Origin of the sequence: Shewanella sedimentimangrovi, assembly GCF_017354965.1 — a bacterium.
GTDB classification, from domain to species: Bacteria; Pseudomonadota; Gammaproteobacteria; order Enterobacterales; family Shewanellaceae; genus Shewanella; species Shewanella cyperi.
In genome coordinates, this window is the sequence record NZ_CP071502.1 from 3,258,027 (window position 1) to 3,275,717 (window position 17,691).

General features: G+C 55.8%; 17 protein-coding genes. 9 read left to right on the forward strand and 8 right to left on the reverse strand.

The window, feature by feature from the left end; all coding sequences use genetic code 11:
• The first annotated feature begins 81 nt into the window (after positions 1 to 81).
• Positions 82 to 3,798: a methionine synthase gene (gene metH / locus JYB85_RS14410; protein WP_207379839.1), complete on the forward strand. Its 3,717-nt coding sequence runs from the start codon at positions 82 to 84 to the stop codon at positions 3,796 to 3,798.
• 906 nt (positions 3,799 to 4,704) lie between these two features.
• Positions 4,705 to 5,124 (forward strand): hypothetical protein, encoded by a 420-nt coding sequence (locus JYB85_RS14415; RefSeq protein WP_207379840.1) that lies wholly within the window; start codon positions 4,705 to 4,707, stop codon positions 5,122 to 5,124.
• A gap of 39 nt (positions 5,125 to 5,163) precedes the next feature.
• Here the strand turns inward: JYB85_RS14415 and JYB85_RS14420 are convergent, their stop codons facing one another.
• A complete protein-coding gene (locus JYB85_RS14420) occupies positions 5,164 to 6,126 on the reverse strand; it encodes an IS110 family RNA-guided transposase (RefSeq protein WP_207379841.1) in 963 nt (320 codons plus the stop codon).
• A gap of 271 nt (positions 6,127 to 6,397) precedes the next feature.
• Between JYB85_RS14420 and JYB85_RS14425 the strand changes: the two genes are divergently transcribed.
• Both JYB85_RS14425 and JYB85_RS14430 read left to right on the forward strand, forming a co-directional pair.
• The gene (locus JYB85_RS14425) at positions 6,398 to 6,754 is read left to right on the forward strand and encodes a hypothetical protein (protein WP_207379842.1); all 357 of its coding nucleotides are present in this window, start codon (positions 6,398 to 6,400) and stop codon (positions 6,752 to 6,754) included.
• 147 nt (positions 6,755 to 6,901) lie between these two features.
• The gene (locus JYB85_RS14430) at positions 6,902 to 7,495 is read left to right on the forward strand and encodes a pyridoxine/pyridoxamine 5'-phosphate oxidase (RefSeq protein ID WP_228730121.1); all 594 of its coding nucleotides are present in this window, start codon (positions 6,902 to 6,904) and stop codon (positions 7,493 to 7,495) included.
• A gap of 31 nt (positions 7,496 to 7,526) precedes the next feature.
• Here JYB85_RS14430 and hflX read toward each other — a convergent pair whose 3' ends face one another.
• A complete protein-coding gene (gene hflX, locus JYB85_RS14435) occupies positions 7,527 to 8,933 on the reverse strand; it encodes a GTPase HflX (protein ID WP_207379843.1) in 1,407 nt (468 codons plus the stop codon).
• A 269-nt stretch (positions 8,934 to 9,202) separates the two neighbouring features.
• Between hflX and JYB85_RS14440 the strand changes: the two genes are divergently transcribed.
• Both JYB85_RS14440 and JYB85_RS14445 read left to right on the forward strand, forming a co-directional pair.
• Positions 9,203 to 10,066 (forward strand): alpha/beta fold hydrolase, encoded by an 864-nt coding sequence (locus JYB85_RS14440; protein ID WP_207379844.1) that lies wholly within the window; start codon positions 9,203 to 9,205, stop codon positions 10,064 to 10,066.
• A 161-nt stretch (positions 10,067 to 10,227) separates the two neighbouring features.
• Positions 10,228 to 10,485, forward strand: a complete 258-nt coding sequence (locus JYB85_RS14445) for a DUF2999 family protein (RefSeq protein ID WP_207379845.1) — start codon at positions 10,228 to 10,230, stop codon at positions 10,483 to 10,485.
• Between the two features lie 64 nt (positions 10,486 to 10,549).
• Here the strand turns inward: JYB85_RS14445 and JYB85_RS14450 are convergent, their stop codons facing one another.
• Entirely contained in the window at positions 10,550 to 10,963 is a 414-nt protein-coding gene (locus tag JYB85_RS14450) for an SRPBCC domain-containing protein (protein WP_207324513.1), read from the reverse strand.
• A 51-nt stretch (positions 10,964 to 11,014) separates the two neighbouring features.
• A complete protein-coding gene (locus JYB85_RS14455; protein WP_207379846.1) occupies positions 11,015 to 12,277 on the reverse strand; it encodes an MDR family MFS transporter in 1,263 nt (420 codons plus the stop codon).
• Between the two features lie 312 nt (positions 12,278 to 12,589).
• On the opposite strand from JYB85_RS14455, the gene JYB85_RS14460 reads away from it, so the two are divergent.
• Positions 12,590 to 12,961: a GntR family transcriptional regulator gene (locus JYB85_RS14460; RefSeq protein ID WP_207323242.1), complete on the forward strand. Its 372-nt coding sequence runs from the start codon at positions 12,590 to 12,592 to the stop codon at positions 12,959 to 12,961.
• An 18-nt stretch (positions 12,962 to 12,979) separates the two neighbouring features.
• Entirely contained in the window at positions 12,980 to 13,861 is an 882-nt protein-coding gene (locus JYB85_RS14465; RefSeq protein ID WP_207379847.1) for a hypothetical protein, read from the forward strand.
• Positions 13,862 to 13,921: 60 nt separating this feature from the next.
• Here JYB85_RS14465 and JYB85_RS14470 read toward each other — a convergent pair whose 3' ends face one another.
• From JYB85_RS14470 to JYB85_RS14480, 3 genes are all read right to left on the reverse strand, one after another.
• Positions 13,922 to 14,329 carry a GFA family protein gene (locus tag JYB85_RS14470; RefSeq protein ID WP_207379848.1) on the reverse strand — a complete coding sequence of 136 codons (408 nt, stop codon included), beginning with the start codon at positions 14,327 to 14,329 and terminating at the stop codon, positions 13,922 to 13,924.
• A gap of 78 nt (positions 14,330 to 14,407) precedes the next feature.
• The gene (locus JYB85_RS14475; protein WP_207379849.1) at positions 14,408 to 15,079 is read right to left on the reverse strand and encodes an HlyD family secretion protein; all 672 of its coding nucleotides are present in this window, start codon (positions 15,077 to 15,079) and stop codon (positions 14,408 to 14,410) included.
• 144 nt (positions 15,080 to 15,223) lie between these two features.
• Entirely contained in the window at positions 15,224 to 15,973 is a 750-nt protein-coding gene (locus tag JYB85_RS14480; RefSeq protein WP_207379850.1) for a MerR family transcriptional regulator, read from the reverse strand.
• 250 nt (positions 15,974 to 16,223) lie between these two features.
• Between JYB85_RS14480 and JYB85_RS14485 the strand changes: the two genes are divergently transcribed.
• Positions 16,224 to 16,895, forward strand: a complete 672-nt coding sequence (locus JYB85_RS14485) for a DUF3157 family protein (RefSeq protein WP_228730122.1) — start codon at positions 16,224 to 16,226, stop codon at positions 16,893 to 16,895.
• Between the two features lie 51 nt (positions 16,896 to 16,946).
• On the opposite strand, the gene mtgA is transcribed toward JYB85_RS14485, so the two are convergent.
• The gene (mtgA, locus tag JYB85_RS14490; protein ID WP_207382093.1) at positions 16,947 to 17,585 is read right to left on the reverse strand and encodes a monofunctional biosynthetic peptidoglycan transglycosylase; all 639 of its coding nucleotides are present in this window, start codon (positions 17,583 to 17,585) and stop codon (positions 16,947 to 16,949) included.
• Between the last annotated feature and the right edge of the window lie 106 nt (positions 17,586 to 17,691).

Below are 17,691 nucleotides of genomic sequence, written 5' to 3' on the forward strand. Positions count from 1 at the left end.
TATACGTTTATATGTCCAAAATTTTCAGCCGCGTTTTTTGCGAACGTTTGCGAACGACGGCCCAGTATACAGGTATCAGCTATGGCGACTTCCGCAACACCCGGCCACTTGGAGCTTCAACTCAGGGCACTGCTCAAGGAGCGCATTTTGCTGCTCGATGGCGCCATGGGTACCATGATCCAGGGCTACGCACTGGAGGAAGCCGACTACCGGGGCGAGCGTTTCAAAGACTGGCCCAGCGACGTCAAGGGCAACAATGATCTGCTGGTGCTGACCCAGCCCGGGATCATCAGGCAGATCCACCGCGACTACCTGCTGGCCGGCGCCGACATCATAGAAACCAACACCTTCAACGCCACCACTATCGCCATGGCCGACTATGGCATGGAAAGTCTGGCCGCCGAAATCAACCGGGTCGGAGCCCGCATCGCCCGCGAGGTGGCCGATGAGGTGGCCGCCCAAACCGGCAGCCCACGTTTTGTGGCCGGGGTGCTTGGTCCCACCAACCGCACCTGCTCCATCAGCCCGGATGTGAACGATCCCGGTTATCGCAATATTCACTTTGATGATTTGGTAGTGGCCTACCGCGAGTCCACCACAGCCCTGCTGGAGGGCGGTGCCGACATCATACTGGTGGAAACCATTTTCGATACCCTGAACGCCAAGGCGGCACTGTTTGCCATCGAGTCCGTGTTTGACGATTTGGGCCAGCGCTGGCCGGTGATGATTTCGGGCACAATCACAGATGCCTCAGGTCGCACCCTGACCGGCCAAACCACTGAAGCCTTTTACAACTCGCTGCGCCATATCAAGCCCATCAGCATAGGCCTGAACTGCGCCCTGGGCCCCAAGGAGCTGCGGCCCTATGTGCAGGAGCTGGCCCGCATCAGCGAAACCTTTGTCTCGGCCCACCCCAATGCCGGTCTGCCGAACGAGTTCGGCGGCTACGATGAAACCCCGGAAGAAATGGCCGACATCATAGGCCAGTGGGCCAAAGACGGCATGCTCAACATTGTGGGCGGCTGCTGCGGCACCACCCCGGAGCATATCCGGGTGATCCGTGAGGCGGTGATCAAACACGCTCCCCGACCACTGCCGGAGCTGCCGGTGGCCTGTCGTCTGGCGGGCCTGGAGCCCCTGACCATAGACGCCGACTCCCTGTTTGTGAACGTGGGCGAGCGCACCAACGTCACAGGCTCGGCCAAATTCCTCAAGCTTATCAAGGAAGGCAAATTCGAAACCGCCCTCGACGTAGCCCGGGAGCAGGTGGAAAACGGCGCCCAGATCATCGACATCAACATGGATGAGGGCATGCTCGACGGCGTCGAGATCATGCAGAAATTCCTCAACCTTATCGCCTCCGAGCCCGACATCAGCCGGGTGCCTGTGATGATCGACTCCTCCAAGTGGGAGGTGATCGAGGCCGGCCTCAAGTGTGTCCAGGGCAAGTGTATAGTCAACTCCATCTCCCTCAAGGAGGGGGAAGAAAAGTTTATCGAGCAGGCCACCTTGGTGAAGCGCTACGGCGCCGCCGCCATCATCATGGCCTTCGATGAGCAGGGCCAGGCCGACACCCGCGCCCGCAAGACGGAAATCTGCAGCCGCGCCTACCGCATCCTGATGGAGCAGGTGGGCTTTGCCCCGGAAGACATCATCTTCGACCCCAATATCTTCGCCATTGCCACCGGCATTGAGGAGCATGACAACTACGCGGTAGACTTCATCGGCGCCATCAAGGACATCAAATCCCAACTGCCACACGCGATGATTTCCGGCGGCGTGTCCAACGTGTCCTTCTCGTTCCGCGGCAACAACCCGGTGCGCGAGGCCATACACGCGGTGTTCCTGTACCACGCCATCAAGGCCGGCATGGACATGGGCATAGTCAACGCCGGTCAGCTGGCGATTTACGACGATATTGACCCCGAGCTGCGTGAGCGGGTGGAGGCCGTGGTGCTGAACCTGCCCTGCAAGGTGCCGGGCTCCAGCAATACCGAGCAGCTTTTGGAAATCGCCGACCGCTTCCGCGGTGACGGTGGCGGCGCCCAAAAGAAGGAAGATCTTGAATGGCGCAGCTGGCCGGTGAACAAGCGCCTGGAGCATGCCCTGGTGAAGGGCATCACCGAATTTATCGACACCGACACCGAAGAGGCGCGCTTGCAGGCGAGCCGGCCCCTGGATGTGATCGAAGGGCCGCTGATGGACGGCATGAACGTGGTCGGCGATCTGTTTGGTGCCGGCAAAATGTTCCTGCCCCAGGTGGTCAAGTCCGCCCGGGTGATGAAAAAGGCCGTGGCCTACCTCAACCCCTATATCGAGGCGGAAAAAATCGAGGGCCAGAGCAACGGCAAGGTGCTGATGGTGACGGTCAAGGGCGATGTGCACGACATAGGCAAGAACATAGTCGGCGTGGTGCTGGCCTGTAACGGCTACGAGGTGATTGACCTCGGGGTCATGGTGCCGGTGGAAAAAATCATCGAGGTGGCCAAGCGCGAGCGGGTCGATATTATCGGCATGTCCGGCCTTATCACCCCCAGCCTGGATGAGATGGTGCACAACGTCAAAGCCTTCGAGCGCGAGGGCCTGAGCCTGCCCGCCATCATCGGCGGTGCCACCTGCTCCAGGATCCACACCGCGGTCAAAATTGCGCCCCACTACCCCCACGGCGCCATCTATATTGCCGATGCGTCCCGGGCCGTACCCATGGTGTCCAAGCTCATCAACCCAGAGACCCGCGCCGCCACCATAGCCGCCGAATACGCCGATTATGACAATATGCGCCAGAAGCGCCTGTCCCAGGCCAAGCGCAAGGAAATCGTTTCCCTGGAAGCCGCGCGGGACAACCGCTGCCAGCAGGATTGGGGCGCCAATCCGCCGCTGAAACCCAATAAGCTCGGCATTCAGGTGTTTGACGACTACCCGCTGGAGGATCTGGTCGATCGCATCGACTGGACCCCCTTCTTCCGCGCCTGGGAACTGCACGGTCACTTCCCGCGCATCCTCGACGACGAAGTAGTGGGCGTCGAGGCGCGCAAGCTGTTCGCCGATGCCAAGGCCATGCTGGCGACCATAATCCGCGACAAGTGGCTGACGGCCAAGGGGGTCATAGGCCTGTTCCCGGCCAACACGGTCAACTTCGACGATATCGAAATCTACAGCGACGAGTCCCGCACCGAAGTGCTGCAAACCACCCACCACCTGCGGATGCAGCTGGAGCGGGTTGGCAACCACAACTTCTGCCTGTCAGACTTTGTCGCCCCCAAGGACAGCGGCGTCGCCGACTACATGGGCGGTTTTGCGGTCTGCGCCGGCCACGGTATAGATGAGCATCTGGCCCGCTTCGAAGCCAACCACGACGACTACAACGCCATCATGCTCAAGGTGCTGGCGGACCGGCTGGCGGAAGCCTTCGCCGAACGCATGCACGAGCGGGTGCGCAAGGAATTTTGGGGCTACGCCGCCGATGAGAACCTCGACAACGAGGCGCTGATCAAGGAAAAGTACAAGGGCATACGCCCCGCCCCCGGCTACCCCGCTTGCCCCGATCACACAGAAAAAGGCCTGCTGTGGGAACTGCTCAAGCCCGATGAATGTATCGATTTGAATATCACCGAAAGCTACGCCATGTACCCCACGGCGGCGGTCTCTGGTTGGTACTTCGCCAATCCCCAGTCCCGCTACTTCGGCGTCACCAATATCGGCAAGGATCAGGTGGAGGACTACGCCCGCCGCAAGGGCATGACGGTTGCCGAAACCGAGAAGTGGTTGGCCCCGGTGTTGGATTACGATCCGGAGTAATCGTCAGTACTCTTCGGAAGCAAAAAACAAAAGCCGCATTGAGCGGCTTTGGTTTTTTGGGCTGGCGCCCAAGGCCTTACTGTAAAGCCCGCTGTTGCCAATTAGAGGAAGACCGGCTGCCAACTCTTCGATAACCAATCACCTGCGGTGCGCTTTAGCACTGCCACCCCAGTGACACGCCGTGAATACATCCTTGTAGGCTCAGCGGCGACATCCCTGTCGCCAATGGTCACTGGTGCGGCAGTGCTGGCTAATGGGAGTTCCACTCCAGCCATGGCGGAACAGGCGAGAAAACTTGAAGAAATATTGTGAAGTTTGACTGTTGCACCGCTTCCCCTTCGGAGCCGCCGACGACTGCATGGATGCGGGAGTTAGGACGAAGCAGGAGCCAGAGTCGAGGACGATGAGCTTGGGCGCGTAGCCGAGGGAGAGAACCCGAGGCTGCTTCGGTCGAGCAGGGTGAGTGTCGCGGTAGCGACTGTCTTACGAACGCGAGGCATGGAGCCGAGCTGGGATGGATTTACATGGATGTAAATCCGAGAGTCTGTCGCGTTGGCCGTTTCGCCCATAAACCCGAGGGGCTTTCGGCTCCGGTTGGGAGCATCTTTTTCGGTTGCAAGGGCGAAGCTCGCTAGAGCGCCATGAGCGCGAGTCATGGATGGCGAGCTGGCCGTTAAACATGGAAGTTGTTCGTGGATGAGCAAAGCCCCTTGCCCGGGTGTGGGTTGGAGACCCACGACTTTGTGCCGCTGGCACAGCGGCTATTTATTACCATTAGCGCATATAGCTCAAACAGTTAAGGTCTACTGTTCGAGCTATACAAAACCTGTAAGGTCGGATAGCTTGTAAGGTAACGGACCTTGCAAGGTCGCAATAATAAAATGTTAGGCTTCCAAGGAGGTTGGGGTGAATGGCGATAACATGTGTCACATGTGCGGTGGCACAGGACGAAATATCAAGGGAGAAAACTGTCCCATGTGTGGCGCAAGAGTCACCTATGGCAGGGGTAATAACAAGCGAGAAATCCATGTCTCTGGCACAGACCATGAAGAAGTTCTTAAGGTCGCGCGAGAACTATCTAAAGGTAATGGCAAATCGCCACTTTTGTTTTTGTTAACAAATTGGTCCTTCATATTTGGTTCGCTGTTGTCTGTACTTGGAGTTGTATTGGTAGTCATGGGGGCAACAGGAGAAACTGAGTTTTCTTTTTTTGGTCAGACTTTTAAGTCCCAAAACATAGGTATCGCAGCATTTTTTCTTGGCGCCACTCTAGTTGTTCTGAATGTTCGCCGAATACTTAAGTCTTATGATAGCGACAATAGGTAGAAAGCCTAACAAGTGACTGTGGCATTCCGTCAATATTTATTACGCCAATTCAGGTGATTCTTCGCCCCACCGAGTCCCGTTTTTCATCATGGTGTTGAGAGTGACCAAGAGCTTTCGCATGCAGGCTATCAATGCCACCTTGGGCAGTTTTCCCTGGGCCTTTAAATGTTCATAGTAGCGTTTGAAAACCGGATTGCACTGGATGGCTGACATCATGGCCATAAACATGACGGTTCGCACCCTGGCTCGACCTCCGCGAATACGGCGTTTACCTGTGTAACTGCCGCTCTCGCGGCTCATGGGGGCAACGCCTACCAGCGCGGCGATTTCTTTGCGATTGAGTTTGCCAAGCTCGGGTAAGTCGCTAAGTAAGGTGTATGCCAATACCTTGCCTACCCCGGGAACGCTGGTCAGTATGTCGGCTTTTTCACGCCAGCCTTTGAATTGCATGACCAGGGTATCCAACTGTTTGGTGAGTGTGTCTATCTGCTTTTCAAGGCTTTTAAGCATGGCTTTGATAGAAGCGTGTAGTGGCTTTGGCAGGATTTGCAGGCGATTTTTCTCCATGGTGGACATCTCCAGTAATTGGGTGCGCCTGACGAGTAAGTCTTTGACTAACCTGGATTGTTCATCTGGAATGGGCTTGATTTCTGGCTTGAGCGTGGCGCCAAACTGCGCAAGGACGCCGGCATCCAGTTTATCGGTTTTGGCCAGTACGCCTATCGCCTGAGCAAAGCGTCTGACCTGAATGGGATTGACCACCACGACCGGCAATCCGGCTTTATCACAGGCAAACACAAAGGCGTGTTCATAGCGGCCTGTGGCTTCAGTGACAATGCGACTGATGCGATGGGATTGCAGTAAGACAATCACCTTTTGGATTTCTGCTGCTTCATTGGCAACGGTGAAATACAGATTCAACGGGTAAAGCATGATGTCGAGTTTGGACTTGCTGACGTCTACTCCGACTGTGATTTCAGATTGGATTTCCGTGGTATTCATAATAAGCTGACTCTGCCTTGCTATACGGGCTCGAGGCCCCGATGACTGTTCGAGTTGTCGCTAAAGAGTCATGCAGCGCTGCACACTTGTTACCGGTCTCTCGCAAGAGGAGCCTGCGCTAAATCGAGCTGCTGCATGAAGGCCCTCAATGGCCGTTGAGGGTGGGCCTCAATTTACCCAAAAACACACGGAATGAACCATACAAGCGCATGTTGTCGGACTGGTTTTCCGCTGCGCTCCAAACCAGCCGCAAATGCGGGCGTTAGCCACAATGACAAGTAAACGTATAAATCTAAGCACCTTATTAGCATGGTCACCAACAATTCTGTTGTCTTGTTATGTGGCGGCTAGTTTTATTTTAAAAGAAGAAAATCCTTCATTGCTCTGCTCGGCAATAAATCCTGGCGGCAAAGAGTTTGTTTGCGGTTACGCATACTCAGCACCAATGATTCAGATATTTGCGGTTTCAGTTAGGGTTTTATTTTTAGTTGCAATGGTCTGCTCTTTACGCCACTTACTTCAGAGGAAGCTCACAAAATTTGGCATCGTAGGCGTACTTTTGTCCGTTGTCACCATCATATGCGCGCTTTTCCTGTCATTCTATTTTGGCTCCGAGGACGCTCCATGACTGCGGCTAACAAATTGCTCAAGTTTACTTCGCCAGCCAAGGCTGGCCCCGCGGGACTGGCGCGATGCGCCAGCCCCTTAGCAAAGCGTTAAAAATCGCTCCACATGAGTACTTCTTTTACTGGTACCCCATGGGTGTAATCACCAGATGAGACTGAGGTTTATGGACAATCCGATAAGTAAGTTCCAACTCTGGTGGCAGGCGGCGGTGGCCGATAGCCCACTGCAGCAAAAAAGTGCCGTGTGTGTGTCGACCATTGATGAGAGCGGTTTTCCGACCGGCAGGTTTGTCGATCTAAAAGCCGTGAGTGACAAGGGCTTTGTATTTTGTTCCTACCTTGAATCGGCCAAGGGCAAGCATATTGAGTGCAATCCCAAATCCGCCATGACCATCTGGTGGGACCATGTGGGCTACCAGGTTCGGGTGGTGGGTACGGCCGAGATAATCAGCGCCGACGAGGCTGAGCATTTCTGGCAAACCCGCAGCAGAAGTGCCCAATTAACTACTACCGCCTTTGACCAAAGTAAACCTTTGGATTCTGAAGACAGGTTAACAACACAGCTGCAGGAAACGTCCGACAAGCTCGCTGGTCAACCCGTGCCCAGGCCCTTGAACTGGGGAGGTTACCGTATCAACCCCATTTCAATTGAATTTCTGACCTTCCGGGAAAGCAGGCTGCACCTGAGGGAATTGTTTGAACGCAATGGCACCGGCTGGGAAAAACAACTGCTGCAACCTTAACGGCCGGCAATGGCGGTTTGGCTGTTCCCGCTCACCTTTGCAGCAACTTGTTCAACCGTTCCAGATCGGCACTGCGGGCCTTGAGGGTTATTCGCAAGCCCGACTCATGGTACTCCTCCTCAACCACCTGCATCTTACCGTGGATCTCGCCCATAATGGCGCTGGCGGCATAGGGGATATCGAAACAGGCGCTGAGCATCTGGGCGGCGATGGCGGCCACTATTGCCTGATGCACCCGGGCGACATCGGCGGGATTCAGGGCCGAGATCTGCATGGCTTGTGGAAATTCATGTGCCAACTCCTGGCGCTCGGCGTCGGTCAGGCAATCCTCCTTGTTGAGTAGCAGCAAGCTGTCTTTGTTGCCCAGCTTGAGCTGAGCCAAGACCTGCTGCACCACGTGCAATTGCAAGCGGAAGTCTCTGTCGCTGGCGTCCACCACGTACAGCAGCACACTGGCGTCCTTGGCCTCCTCCAATGTGGAGTGGAAGGCCGGCACCAGATCGTGTGGCAGTTTATTAATAAAGCCGACGGTATCGGACACCAAAATCCTGGGTTGGGTCTGGGGTGACAGGGCCCGCACAGTGGTATCCAGGGTGGCGAACAGCTTGTTTTCCACCAGTACATCTGAGCCGGTCAGGGCCCGCATCAGGGACGACTTGCCGGCGTTGGTGTAACCCACCAGGACGGCGCAGGGGGTCTCCAGGCGCGAGCTGCGCTGCTCCAGCATGACTTCCTGAACCTTTTTCAGATCGCGTCTGAGTTCGGCCTGCTTGTCGCGGATCTTGCGCCGTTCCAGCTCCACCGCACTTTCGCCCACATCCCGGCCGCCACGGCGCTGACGATCGCCGCCGTGTTCGCGGCGCACCCTGGGGCTGAGGTAGTTCAGCCGCGCCAGTTCCACCTGCAGGCGGGCGGTTTTGCTGCTGGCATGGCGGCTGAAGATCTCGATTATGATGCCGGTGCGATCGAACACCTGCACCCCCAGCACATCTTCGACATTGCGCAGCTGCATCGGGCTGAGATCGCAATCGAACACCACCACATTGGCCTGCTGACTGTGTTTCGCACTGTTTGACGAACCATGCGCCTTGCTGAGAAATTCCTCCAGCCCCTGCTCGTCGATATTGGCCAGCGAGTCCTCTGTGTCCTCATCCAGTTCCCCCGTCATGCGCGCCAACTCTTCCAACTTGCCGGCCCCCAGCACAGACAGGCGTTTGGTGGAATTTTGCCTCTGGGTTTGGGTGGAATAAACGGAAAATCCCAGGGTGCCGACCAGCCGCGCCAGCTCCGCCAGGGAGCTGTTCACTTCTTCGGTGGTCACCTGGGGAGTGCGGATGGAGATTAGCAGCGCCCGACTGCGGCCGGGAACCGACTCTGACGAGCGCTGACTGTCCAGCGATGATGCTGCTGACGGGGAAGATAATTTGGATGATGACATGGTGAGACTCACAGAGGCGGGCAGCGCCGGATACGTGCGGCAATTGCCGCATTTATACGCAATAATTGCCCGGCAAACCAGCTCCCACCAAGGGTTTGGCAATATATTTTTTACCCCCTTGACGGCCGCCATTTTCTGCCTCCGGTGCCCTTGTCTGCGCAGGCATAAGGGATAATCGGACCAGGCAGCATCCCATTGCCCCAACCGGGCGAAACCGTGGTATAACCCTGACATGGTCCCCAAGGCGGATACCACCTCAGGAACAACAGATGAAACATGGACTTATCCTCGCAACACTGTGGCTCAGTGCCTGTGCCTTCCAGCCCGCGGCCACCGACAGCCCACCCTACGGCCATAACGCTGCGGCCGCCAGTCGCCATGACGTCAATGGGACCTCCTTGTATGTTGAAACCTATGGTGAGGGCGAGCCCCTGCTGTTGCTTCACGGTAATGGTGACAGTCTCGCCGGCATGAAGCACCAGATAGCCCACTTTGCCAAACGTTATCGGGTTATCGCCGTGGACAGTCGCGGCCATGGCCAGACACCGCTGGCCACCGGGGCCTTAACCTATGAACTCATCGCCAGCGATATTGCCGCCCTGCTGAAACAGCTCGGGCTTGGCCCGGTCAAGCTGATCGGCTGGAGTGATGGCGGCATTGTCGGCTTGTGGCTGACATTAACCGAGCCCAATGCCGTGAGCCAAATGGCTATCATGGGCGTCAACATAGCCCCGGACGGCGCCTATGATTGGGATCTGGACTCACTTAAGGCCTACCGTGAGCAAATCGAGCACCAACTGGCACAGGGTGACCACAGCCAAGACTGGCCGCTGTTGCTGCAAAGGGTCAAATTAATGGATGAGCAAACTCCCATCAGCCACGCGCAGTTGCAAAACATCAGCGCCCCCACACTGGTCATGGCCGGCGATGAAGACGTGATCCGCCCCGAACACACTCTCGCTATTTACCGGCATCTCCCGCGGGCGCAGCTGGCGATTTTCCCCGGTGCCACCCACATGCTGCCAAGCGAGGCGCCGGACATCTTCAATGCCGCGGTGGAGCGTTTTTTCAGCGAGCCCTTTCGGCGCCCGACCACCAGACAAGTGTTTCAGGGCGAGGCACAGGAGCATTAAGGCATTGCCCTTTGCAGCATCAGGCCCGGCAACAGGAAAAGGTGTCATGCCAAAGGCTATCACCAAGCCCGCTCTCAGCCGCCGCAACTGAGCTCTGGTTAAGCGGCGCCAGTCTGCTAAAATCGGCGTTCTTTGAATTTTGCAGCAGCAAGGACATACCCATGAACCCGATTATTGCCCTGTTGAAAGAGCACAACATCAGCGATGCACAGATTAACGCCCTGTTCCAGAGCCTGACCGAAAATCCCCTGATGGCCATGGGCACCTTGGGTCAGCTGGGCATTGCGCCCGAAAAGTTACAGGGCTTGATGATGATGGTGATGCAAAACCCCACCCTGATAAAGGATGCGGTGACCGAGCTGGGACTGGATTTCGCCAAGGTGCAAGCGGCCAAGGACAAGCTGGATCAGAGCGCCTGAGTCAGAGCCCTAGAACGGGCCTCGGGGCTGGGAGTCTCACCCAGCCCCGCGACCAAAAGTCAGCTTAATCCCGCTGACTTTCCACGTGTTTTTTGAAGTTTTGCAGGATACACAGCCAGCCTTGCCTTTGCTGCTCGGCGCTGTTTTGGTCTTCCGCCTGAAAGGTTTCCACCAGCCTGGTGCCGCCATCACAGGCCTGGAATTGCACCTTTACCATTCTGCCATCGGCTATGGTGAAGCTGATTTCTTCCCTTGGGGAAATAGCGACAAACTCCCCCTCAAAATCAAACCCGAATGAGCCGTCTTTGGCTTCCATGCGATAGCTGAACTTGCCGCCCACCGCCAATTGCAGCTCGGCCCTGGGACAACACCAATCGTCGTTGGCAAAGTTCCAGTGGATGATGTCTTCCGGGTTAACCCAGGCGCGCCAAACGCGCTCCAGCGGCGCGGCTATCCATTGCTCTATGCTGATATCCATATGCTCTCCCTCTTGTCCGTTCAATAGTGATTATCCCAGGGAAAAGCCGACTCAGGCCGACTTTTCCCGGTGGCTGAGCTGTTGGCCGAAGTCCGGCCGTGGCAGCCGGTCGAGGATGCCATACAAATAGATCACCAGCACTGACAAGGCTGCGCCGGTCATAAACAACCAGAAACCGCCGAAATGATCCAGGATGATGCCGCCGCCCAGGGGGGCGAAGGCAAAGCCGAATTCATAGAAGGAGGCAGCACCAAAATAGGCGCCCCGCAGATGGTCCGGCGCCAGGCGGTCTATATGCACGTTCATGGTGGGAAAGAGTATGGTTTCGGCCACGCTCATCACTACCACGGCCCCTATCCAGCCCCAGAACCAGTCGATGGGATTCAGGGCCAGCCAAATTTGCGACACTATCAGCAGCAACAGACCAAACTGAATGCGTCGGGTCAGGCTGTACCCGGCCATCAGTCGCAGCAACATAAACTGGCTGGAGATGATCACCAGGGCATTGGTAAAAATCATTGCCGAGATCAGCGCCAGCAAATCCGGCGCCTGGGCCCGGGTCAGGTATTGGATAAGGGAACTGTCCATCTGGGCATAGATAAACATGCACAGTATGTTGGCCAGGATCAGGCACTGTAACAGTCTGTCCTGCATCAGGATGGACATTATCTGCTGGCGGCTGACCTTGGGTTTCCCGGCACCTGTCTCCGGCGCTTCGGCCAGCCTTTGCCTCTGCTGTCCAAAGCCCCAATGCAGCAGTACCAGCAGCACGGCGAAGGCGGCGGCCGTGATATAGAAGCTCGACTGTTCACCGGTGAGGCCAAACCAGACTCCGGCCATGGGCCCCACGGCGCAACCCACGTTGACAATGAAATACATTGATTGCATCGCCAGCTCGCGGGTTTTGGGGTCGCTGATAATGTCACCTATGGTGGCTGAACTCAGCGGTCGCCACAACGAGGTGGCAATGGAGCACAGGGTCATGACCACCACATAGCCACTGACCGAGTTCACCTCCGCCAGCAGCGAGAAGGAAAAGATATACAGGGCTCCCGTGAGGTACATAAGCTTGCGGCGACCTATCCGGTCCGACAGCGAGCTGCCGACAAAACTGGTGAACACGGAAATCACCGCGGCGCTGGTGAGCACCAGACCAACCTCGGTGGCGCTGAGGGCAAACTTTTGATAGAGGATCACCGCCAGAAACGGCCACACCATGTAATAGCTGCCACGGGTGATAAAGGCCCCGAACAGCAGCACCCACATCAGGCGGGGAAATTGTTTAAAGCGTGCGAGGGATACGTCGCTGTGCACGGCCTTTCCTTTTTTAATTCACACTAATTGAGTCATAGCGAATATGTAACACTGCTTGATTGACATCAAGACCTGGCAGCAAAAACTGTCCTGATCCCAGAAAATAACACCCGTGCCAACCAACCGGTGACTGAAGTATTCGGCGGCATGTGCGCTCCTTCCATTCGCAGCTATCCAGTCTGGCGGCTTCCAACTTACACCGGACGCCATCCGCCCATACAAGAGGTCAAGCTCAAATTCATTGATGAAACTTGCAAAACACAAAAACCACTTGTACCATCACCACAAGTGGTACAACATGGGAATGGATTTATGCATGTCACTATCAATGTGGATGATCCTGAGCCGCTGTTTACTCAGCTGATCAGGCAGTTGAAACAGGCGATTCTGGACGGCCACCTGGCACCGGGAGCTCAATTGCCCTCGATTCGCCAGTTAGCCAACGACCTGGAATTAAACAGCAAAACGGTCGCCAAGGCGTACCGGCTGCTTGAGCGCGACGGGGTGATCCAAAGCAAGGGCTACCGGGGAACCTTTGTCCACCCGGAGGCGAGAAGCAATTGCCAGACCGATTTGAATCAGTGGGTAAATGCACAAATTGCCGAGCTGATAGCCACCTTGAAAGAGGCCGGGGTAACGGACTCCGAAATTCGCATTGCCTTCAGCAATGCCATGAATAACTAGGTAATTGAGGGATTAATTATGTCAGAAGCCATACTGTTCTACCCCGTATTTCTTAGTCAAATACTGCTGATTTCGCTTTATTTTCCAAGAAAAATAGTCGCCAGGTGCCACTATATATTCAACCACTATCCGGCAACCAGTCACCCAAAGCTCTATCCGGCAGGTCAAGAAAAATCACAAAAAGGAGTAAAGAGATTTTGGCAGCTTAACCTGCTGAATCTGCTGATAGGTGCCCTGGTGCTGGTATTCTTCGGCCCCTTGGGGCCAGACACCTTCGGCACCCCAGATTTCGGTAAATCCATGCCCCTACTTTATGGCATGCTGCAATTTGCTCCCATTGCACTCATGGAGTTGTCCGGTCTGCAACAATTCAAGCTGATGCGCCAATTGCATCGCTCCACCAGCAGGAAAGCGGAACTACAACCCCGACGCCTGTTTGATTTTATTTCCCCCACAGCCATCACAGTGGCCGTACTGATGTTTTTCGCTTGTCTGTTCTATGATGCCTTTATGCCGGATTTCCGCTTTCAACTGGATGTGGACACCTTTGCCAGAAGTATCAGCCTAATCCTGTGCAATCTATTGTTTATCTTTATTATTTATCGAAATTTACGCGGCAGGAAAGTTAACCCCCTGCAAGCAACTGAGGACAGATACAGGCAAATCCAGGTCGGTATCAAGTCTCTGTTCTATACCAGCATTGCAGTAAGCACCTTCGTGATGATCAATATCAGCACCAACAGCTTTGCTCTCGATCAATATGAGATTCTGTTCAATAGCCTCTACTGGCAAGCCATCGCCCTCTTGGGTATGGGGATCATGCTCAACGAGCTGCAAGTAAAGGATATTGATTTCAATGTTTACAAGGCCGGCAAGGGCGAAAGCCCCGCAGCTAATTAACTTGGCTGTCAGCCAACGTCAATTGGCAGCGGGGCCTGTTGATTGGATGACATAACGGCGCTAATTGGGCTGCGGCATTTTGGGCAACTCGTCCTGCACAAAAAACCAGTCCACATGGCTGTCGTAGAAGGCGTGGGCCTGGGGCTCCCTGTCCAGGGGACCGGTGAAATTGGCCCGGGTGATATGCAGTTCCCCCGGCCAGCGACTGGAGCGGAAAAACAGGCTGCTGCCACAGCGGCGGCAAAAGCCGCGGCTGGCGGGGGCAGACGAGGCGAACCAGCAAAGCTGCCCCTCGGGATCCTCAATACTGACCTGACTTTCCTCGACACCCACCCAGGTCACAAAGGCGGCACCATGGGCACGCTGACATAGGCTGCAATGGCAATGGGCCACCCATTTTGAGGGAAACGCCATCTCAAAACTGATGGCGCCACACAGGCACGCGCCCCGGGTATCTTTGTCGTTCATATTCGTCTCCATTCCTATGAGTGGCATTACCCACCCCTTCTGCTTGCCAGACTATAGCAGCAAGAAGGCAGTAAACGCCTATTGTCCCATAAGATCTTGCATATTTTGCTTCCGCTCTTTGAGCATTTGCAGCTCCAGCCGCTTCAGCTCTTCCACTTGAGCTGCCGTGGGCTCCGCGTCGCCAATGGACTGGTAAAGGGCATCCATGGCACGCTCCGCATCCGTCATCTGCAGCCGATTGAGTTCATCTTCCGCCTGATACAACTCCTGACGCAGGGCTTCAAGCTGGGCCTCCATGGTGTCGAGCTTATTTTCCTCTGCCTCGTTCAGGTGATCATTGTCCATTAGCTCATTGAGCTGGGACTCCAGCGTTGCCACCTGATGTTGCAATGCCTCCACCCTGTCGGCGGCGATATCTTCGGGATCGTCCGGAAGACAGGCATGCAGCTGCTCGGAAGTCAGCCCAGTCCCCTCGGACATAGCATCAATAATGCAGTGCTCCACGGCATTTTCTTCACGTTCATCCCATACCTGACACCGGCGTAACACCTTGGAGTACAAGCTCTCCATCTTGGCCGCCGAACTGCCGCTGCATCGGGCCAGACGATCGAAACCGCCTTTGTCACGCATTTGGGTCACAGCAAAGCGCAGTATCTGCTGTTGTTGTTCCTCGGTCATATGCGGTAACTCACCCATGGCCCAGCCCAGGGGAGACAATGACAACAAGACAGCAATACACAGTGGTTTCATCCTTGGTTCCTCAATTCCGTTTAGCCCATGAAAACGTCTCTTTATCAGGGCAATAGAACATAAATGACAGTCGCCGGTGCGCACATCAGACATAAGTATTCATTTGAAAGCCGGGGCCGATGGCCAGTCGACCCGGCTGACCAATCATGCCTTGACGGCGTAGTGCACCAGACCGTCCCGCATCAATTCGGCCGTCCCGGGTGCAAAGCGATCGTAAAAGTGACGGAAGCGCTCATCGGTCACATACATTTCCCCCAACATGGGCAAACGAGCCGCAGGGCAATCGCCATGGGCGCACAGCCAGGCATGCTGACGCGCCATCAGGGCCTGCACTGCATCGCTGTCGGCAGCCTGTCCCACCAGGGTGGCCAGTTCTTTGGCAATGGCCTCCCCTTCGGCATCCAGGGCAGCCTTGCCCTCGCTATCCATGGCCTCACGGCCGGCGCCACCACGATTTACCGCGTCTTGGCCCCACTTGTCTATGGCTTCATCCTTCAGGGCGGCTTCACTGAAATCGGCAAAGAGTTTGCCCGGTGTTGTGGTCATATCTGACTCCTTTCTTTGTTCCAATTGAACTATGGCCAGGTCCAACATACGCCGCAGTCGTTGAAAGTGGGCTATGTGCTGGCCAAGTTGGCTGTACTGTTCCTTCAGACTGGTGAGCAGGTCATGTTGTGGATCCGTCATTATGTCGCGAATACGGGCCAGCTTAAGCCCCAGTTCCCGATACATGAGGATCTGCTGCAAGCGCAACAGATCCCGCTCACCATAGAGCCGATAACCCCCCAGAGTGCGACCGCGTGGGGGTAACAGACCGATCTCATCATAGTGATGCAGGGTTCTGACACTGACACCGGCCAGGCGGGCCAACTCGCTGACATTGTATTGAGCCACAACGCTCTCCTTTGCTGCCCGGAGCATCTTGCGCCCGGTTTGAAGGTCCAGATACCCGCCATGGACATGCTTTTTTCGGCACGACCTTGGGGGCACAGAAAGCAGTCTGCAGTCTCACGTTACGTGAGACGCAAGCAGGAATATCACTTTTTTTAGCCGGTCATAACAAGCGGCAACGGCATTGCCAGATATCACGGCTACAGTTATTGTTTAGCCTGTTATTTTATTTGTTAAATCGATGAATTTGCCAATGAAAACCATGACTCCACTGAAAGGCCGTTTGTTACTTCCCCTGACAGCCGCCCTGCTCTGCCTGCCTTTAACCGCCCTTGCGGCATCCAAGGTTGCCGAAGTCACCCTGGACAACGGCGCCCGGGTGATACTGAAAGACGATTTCAGCTGGGAATACCTGATAATTGAAACGCCGGACGCCTCAGCACAGGCCGCTGAAGCGGGCGACACGGAACTGGTTCCCGAGGCAAGCGCCCCCTTGGCTGCTGCGGCCCCTTCAGCACCGGCAGTACCGGCGGCACCCGTTGCCAAGGCGGCGCCGGTGCAACTTAACAGTACCGCCATGACCATGCCGGAATTGCTCGGTAAGGCGGGCAAGGACGGCATCAGCGTCAGTTTTGCCGAGGCCCAATGGCAGGGTGATCGCCTGGGGTTGGTGTTCGATATCAGCAGCGAACATAATGAAGAACTGGTGGAAGTGCTGGTGCAGGCCAACTTTTTTGACGATCAGGGACAAAAGATCAAACAAGAAGAATTGCAGGTGTGGCGCGCCATCAAGCGGTTACCCGACACCTACCTGCGCAAGGGGCAGCACAGACGCTCGGACATCATCTGGGTCGAAGGACTGGATAAATCCCGCTGGCAGAAGCAACTGCTGCAACTGAAAATCACCGAACTCAGCACCTGGTAAATCAAACAGGGCCCTTCTTGGGCCCTGTTTTTTCTTCGTTGGTGCATCGGCTCAATCGAGCCTTCTTAAGGTTTGGGTGCCCAAGTGACGCATCTGCATCTCAATCCAATCGGCCCGCTGCTGCATATAATCGCTGGGCGGCCGAATGCGATATTGCCAGGGATTCGGCAATACCGCCGCCAGCAGCGCCGCCTCATGGGACGACAGGGCCCCGGCGGACTTATGGAAATAATGCTGCGCCGCGGCCTCGGCACCGTAGATGCCGGGACCGAACTCCACTATGTTGAGATACAGCTCCAGGATCCGCTGCTTGCCCAGCAGGAGTTCCATCCACAGGCTGAACCAGGCCTCCAGGCCTTTGCGCAGCAGATTGCGGGACGGCCATAAAAACAGGTTTTTGGCCGTTTGCTGGGTCAGGGTGCTGGCGCCCTTCACCTTGCGTCCTTGCTTATTGGTCGATAATGCCTTCTCAATGGCCTGCCAATCCAGCCCCAGGTGGTCAGGGAATCGTTGATCTTCAGAGGCAATGACCGCCAGCTGTAACCGACTGGAGATGGCGGCAAGATCCCGCCATTGGTGCGATACCCGGGTAATGGGCGCAGGGGGAAACCAGTGCCTCTGCAGGCGCCAACTCCAGCTGGGCGGGTCAATAAATTTCAGTGCCAAAAGCGGCAGCAGGGTCAGCAGCATCCCGGCTATGACCGCCCGCCAAAACCAACGCCTGATAGTTCTGAAACCGCCCTGGAAATTGCTTGCCACTTTATCAACCTACTCTTGACCGACGCTTATCCCGAAC

Bases quoted from the DNA above. Each gene is read 5' to 3' on its own strand.
- metH (WP_207379839.1), top strand. From the start codon at position 82: ATGGCGACTTCCGCAACACCCGGCCACTTGGAGCTTCAACTCAGGGCA.
- JYB85_RS14420 (WP_207379841.1), bottom strand. From the start codon at position 6,126: ATGAATACCACGGAAATCCAATCTGAAATCACAGTCGGAGTAGACGTC.
- JYB85_RS14425 (WP_207379842.1), top strand. From the start codon at position 6,398: ATGACAAGTAAACGTATAAATCTAAGCACCTTATTAGCATGGTCACCA.
- JYB85_RS14430 (WP_228730121.1), top strand. From the start codon at position 6,902: ATGAGACTGAGGTTTATGGACAATCCGATAAGTAAGTTCCAACTCTGG.
- hflX (WP_207379843.1), bottom strand. From the start codon at position 8,933: ATGTCATCATCCAAATTATCTTCCCCGTCAGCAGCATCATCGCTGGAC.
- JYB85_RS14440 (WP_207379844.1), top strand. From the start codon at position 9,203: ATGAAACATGGACTTATCCTCGCAACACTGTGGCTCAGTGCCTGTGCC.
- JYB85_RS14445 (WP_207379845.1), top strand. From the start codon at position 10,228: ATGAACCCGATTATTGCCCTGTTGAAAGAGCACAACATCAGCGATGCA.
- JYB85_RS14450 (WP_207324513.1), bottom strand. From the start codon at position 10,963: ATGGATATCAGCATAGAGCAATGGATAGCCGCGCCGCTGGAGCGCGTT.
- JYB85_RS14460 (WP_207323242.1), top strand. From the start codon at position 12,590: ATGCATGTCACTATCAATGTGGATGATCCTGAGCCGCTGTTTACTCAG.
- JYB85_RS14465 (WP_207379847.1), top strand. From the start codon at position 12,980: ATGTCAGAAGCCATACTGTTCTACCCCGTATTTCTTAGTCAAATACTG.
- JYB85_RS14470 (WP_207379848.1), bottom strand. From the start codon at position 14,329: ATGAACGACAAAGATACCCGGGGCGCGTGCCTGTGTGGCGCCATCAGT.
- JYB85_RS14475 (WP_207379849.1), bottom strand. From the start codon at position 15,079: ATGAAACCACTGTGTATTGCTGTCTTGTTGTCATTGTCTCCCCTGGGC.
- JYB85_RS14485 (WP_228730122.1), top strand. From the start codon at position 16,224: ATGAAAACCATGACTCCACTGAAAGGCCGTTTGTTACTTCCCCTGACA.
- mtgA (WP_207382093.1), bottom strand. From the start codon at position 17,585: ATGCTGCTGACCCTGCTGCCGCTTTTGGCACTGAAATTTATTGACCCG.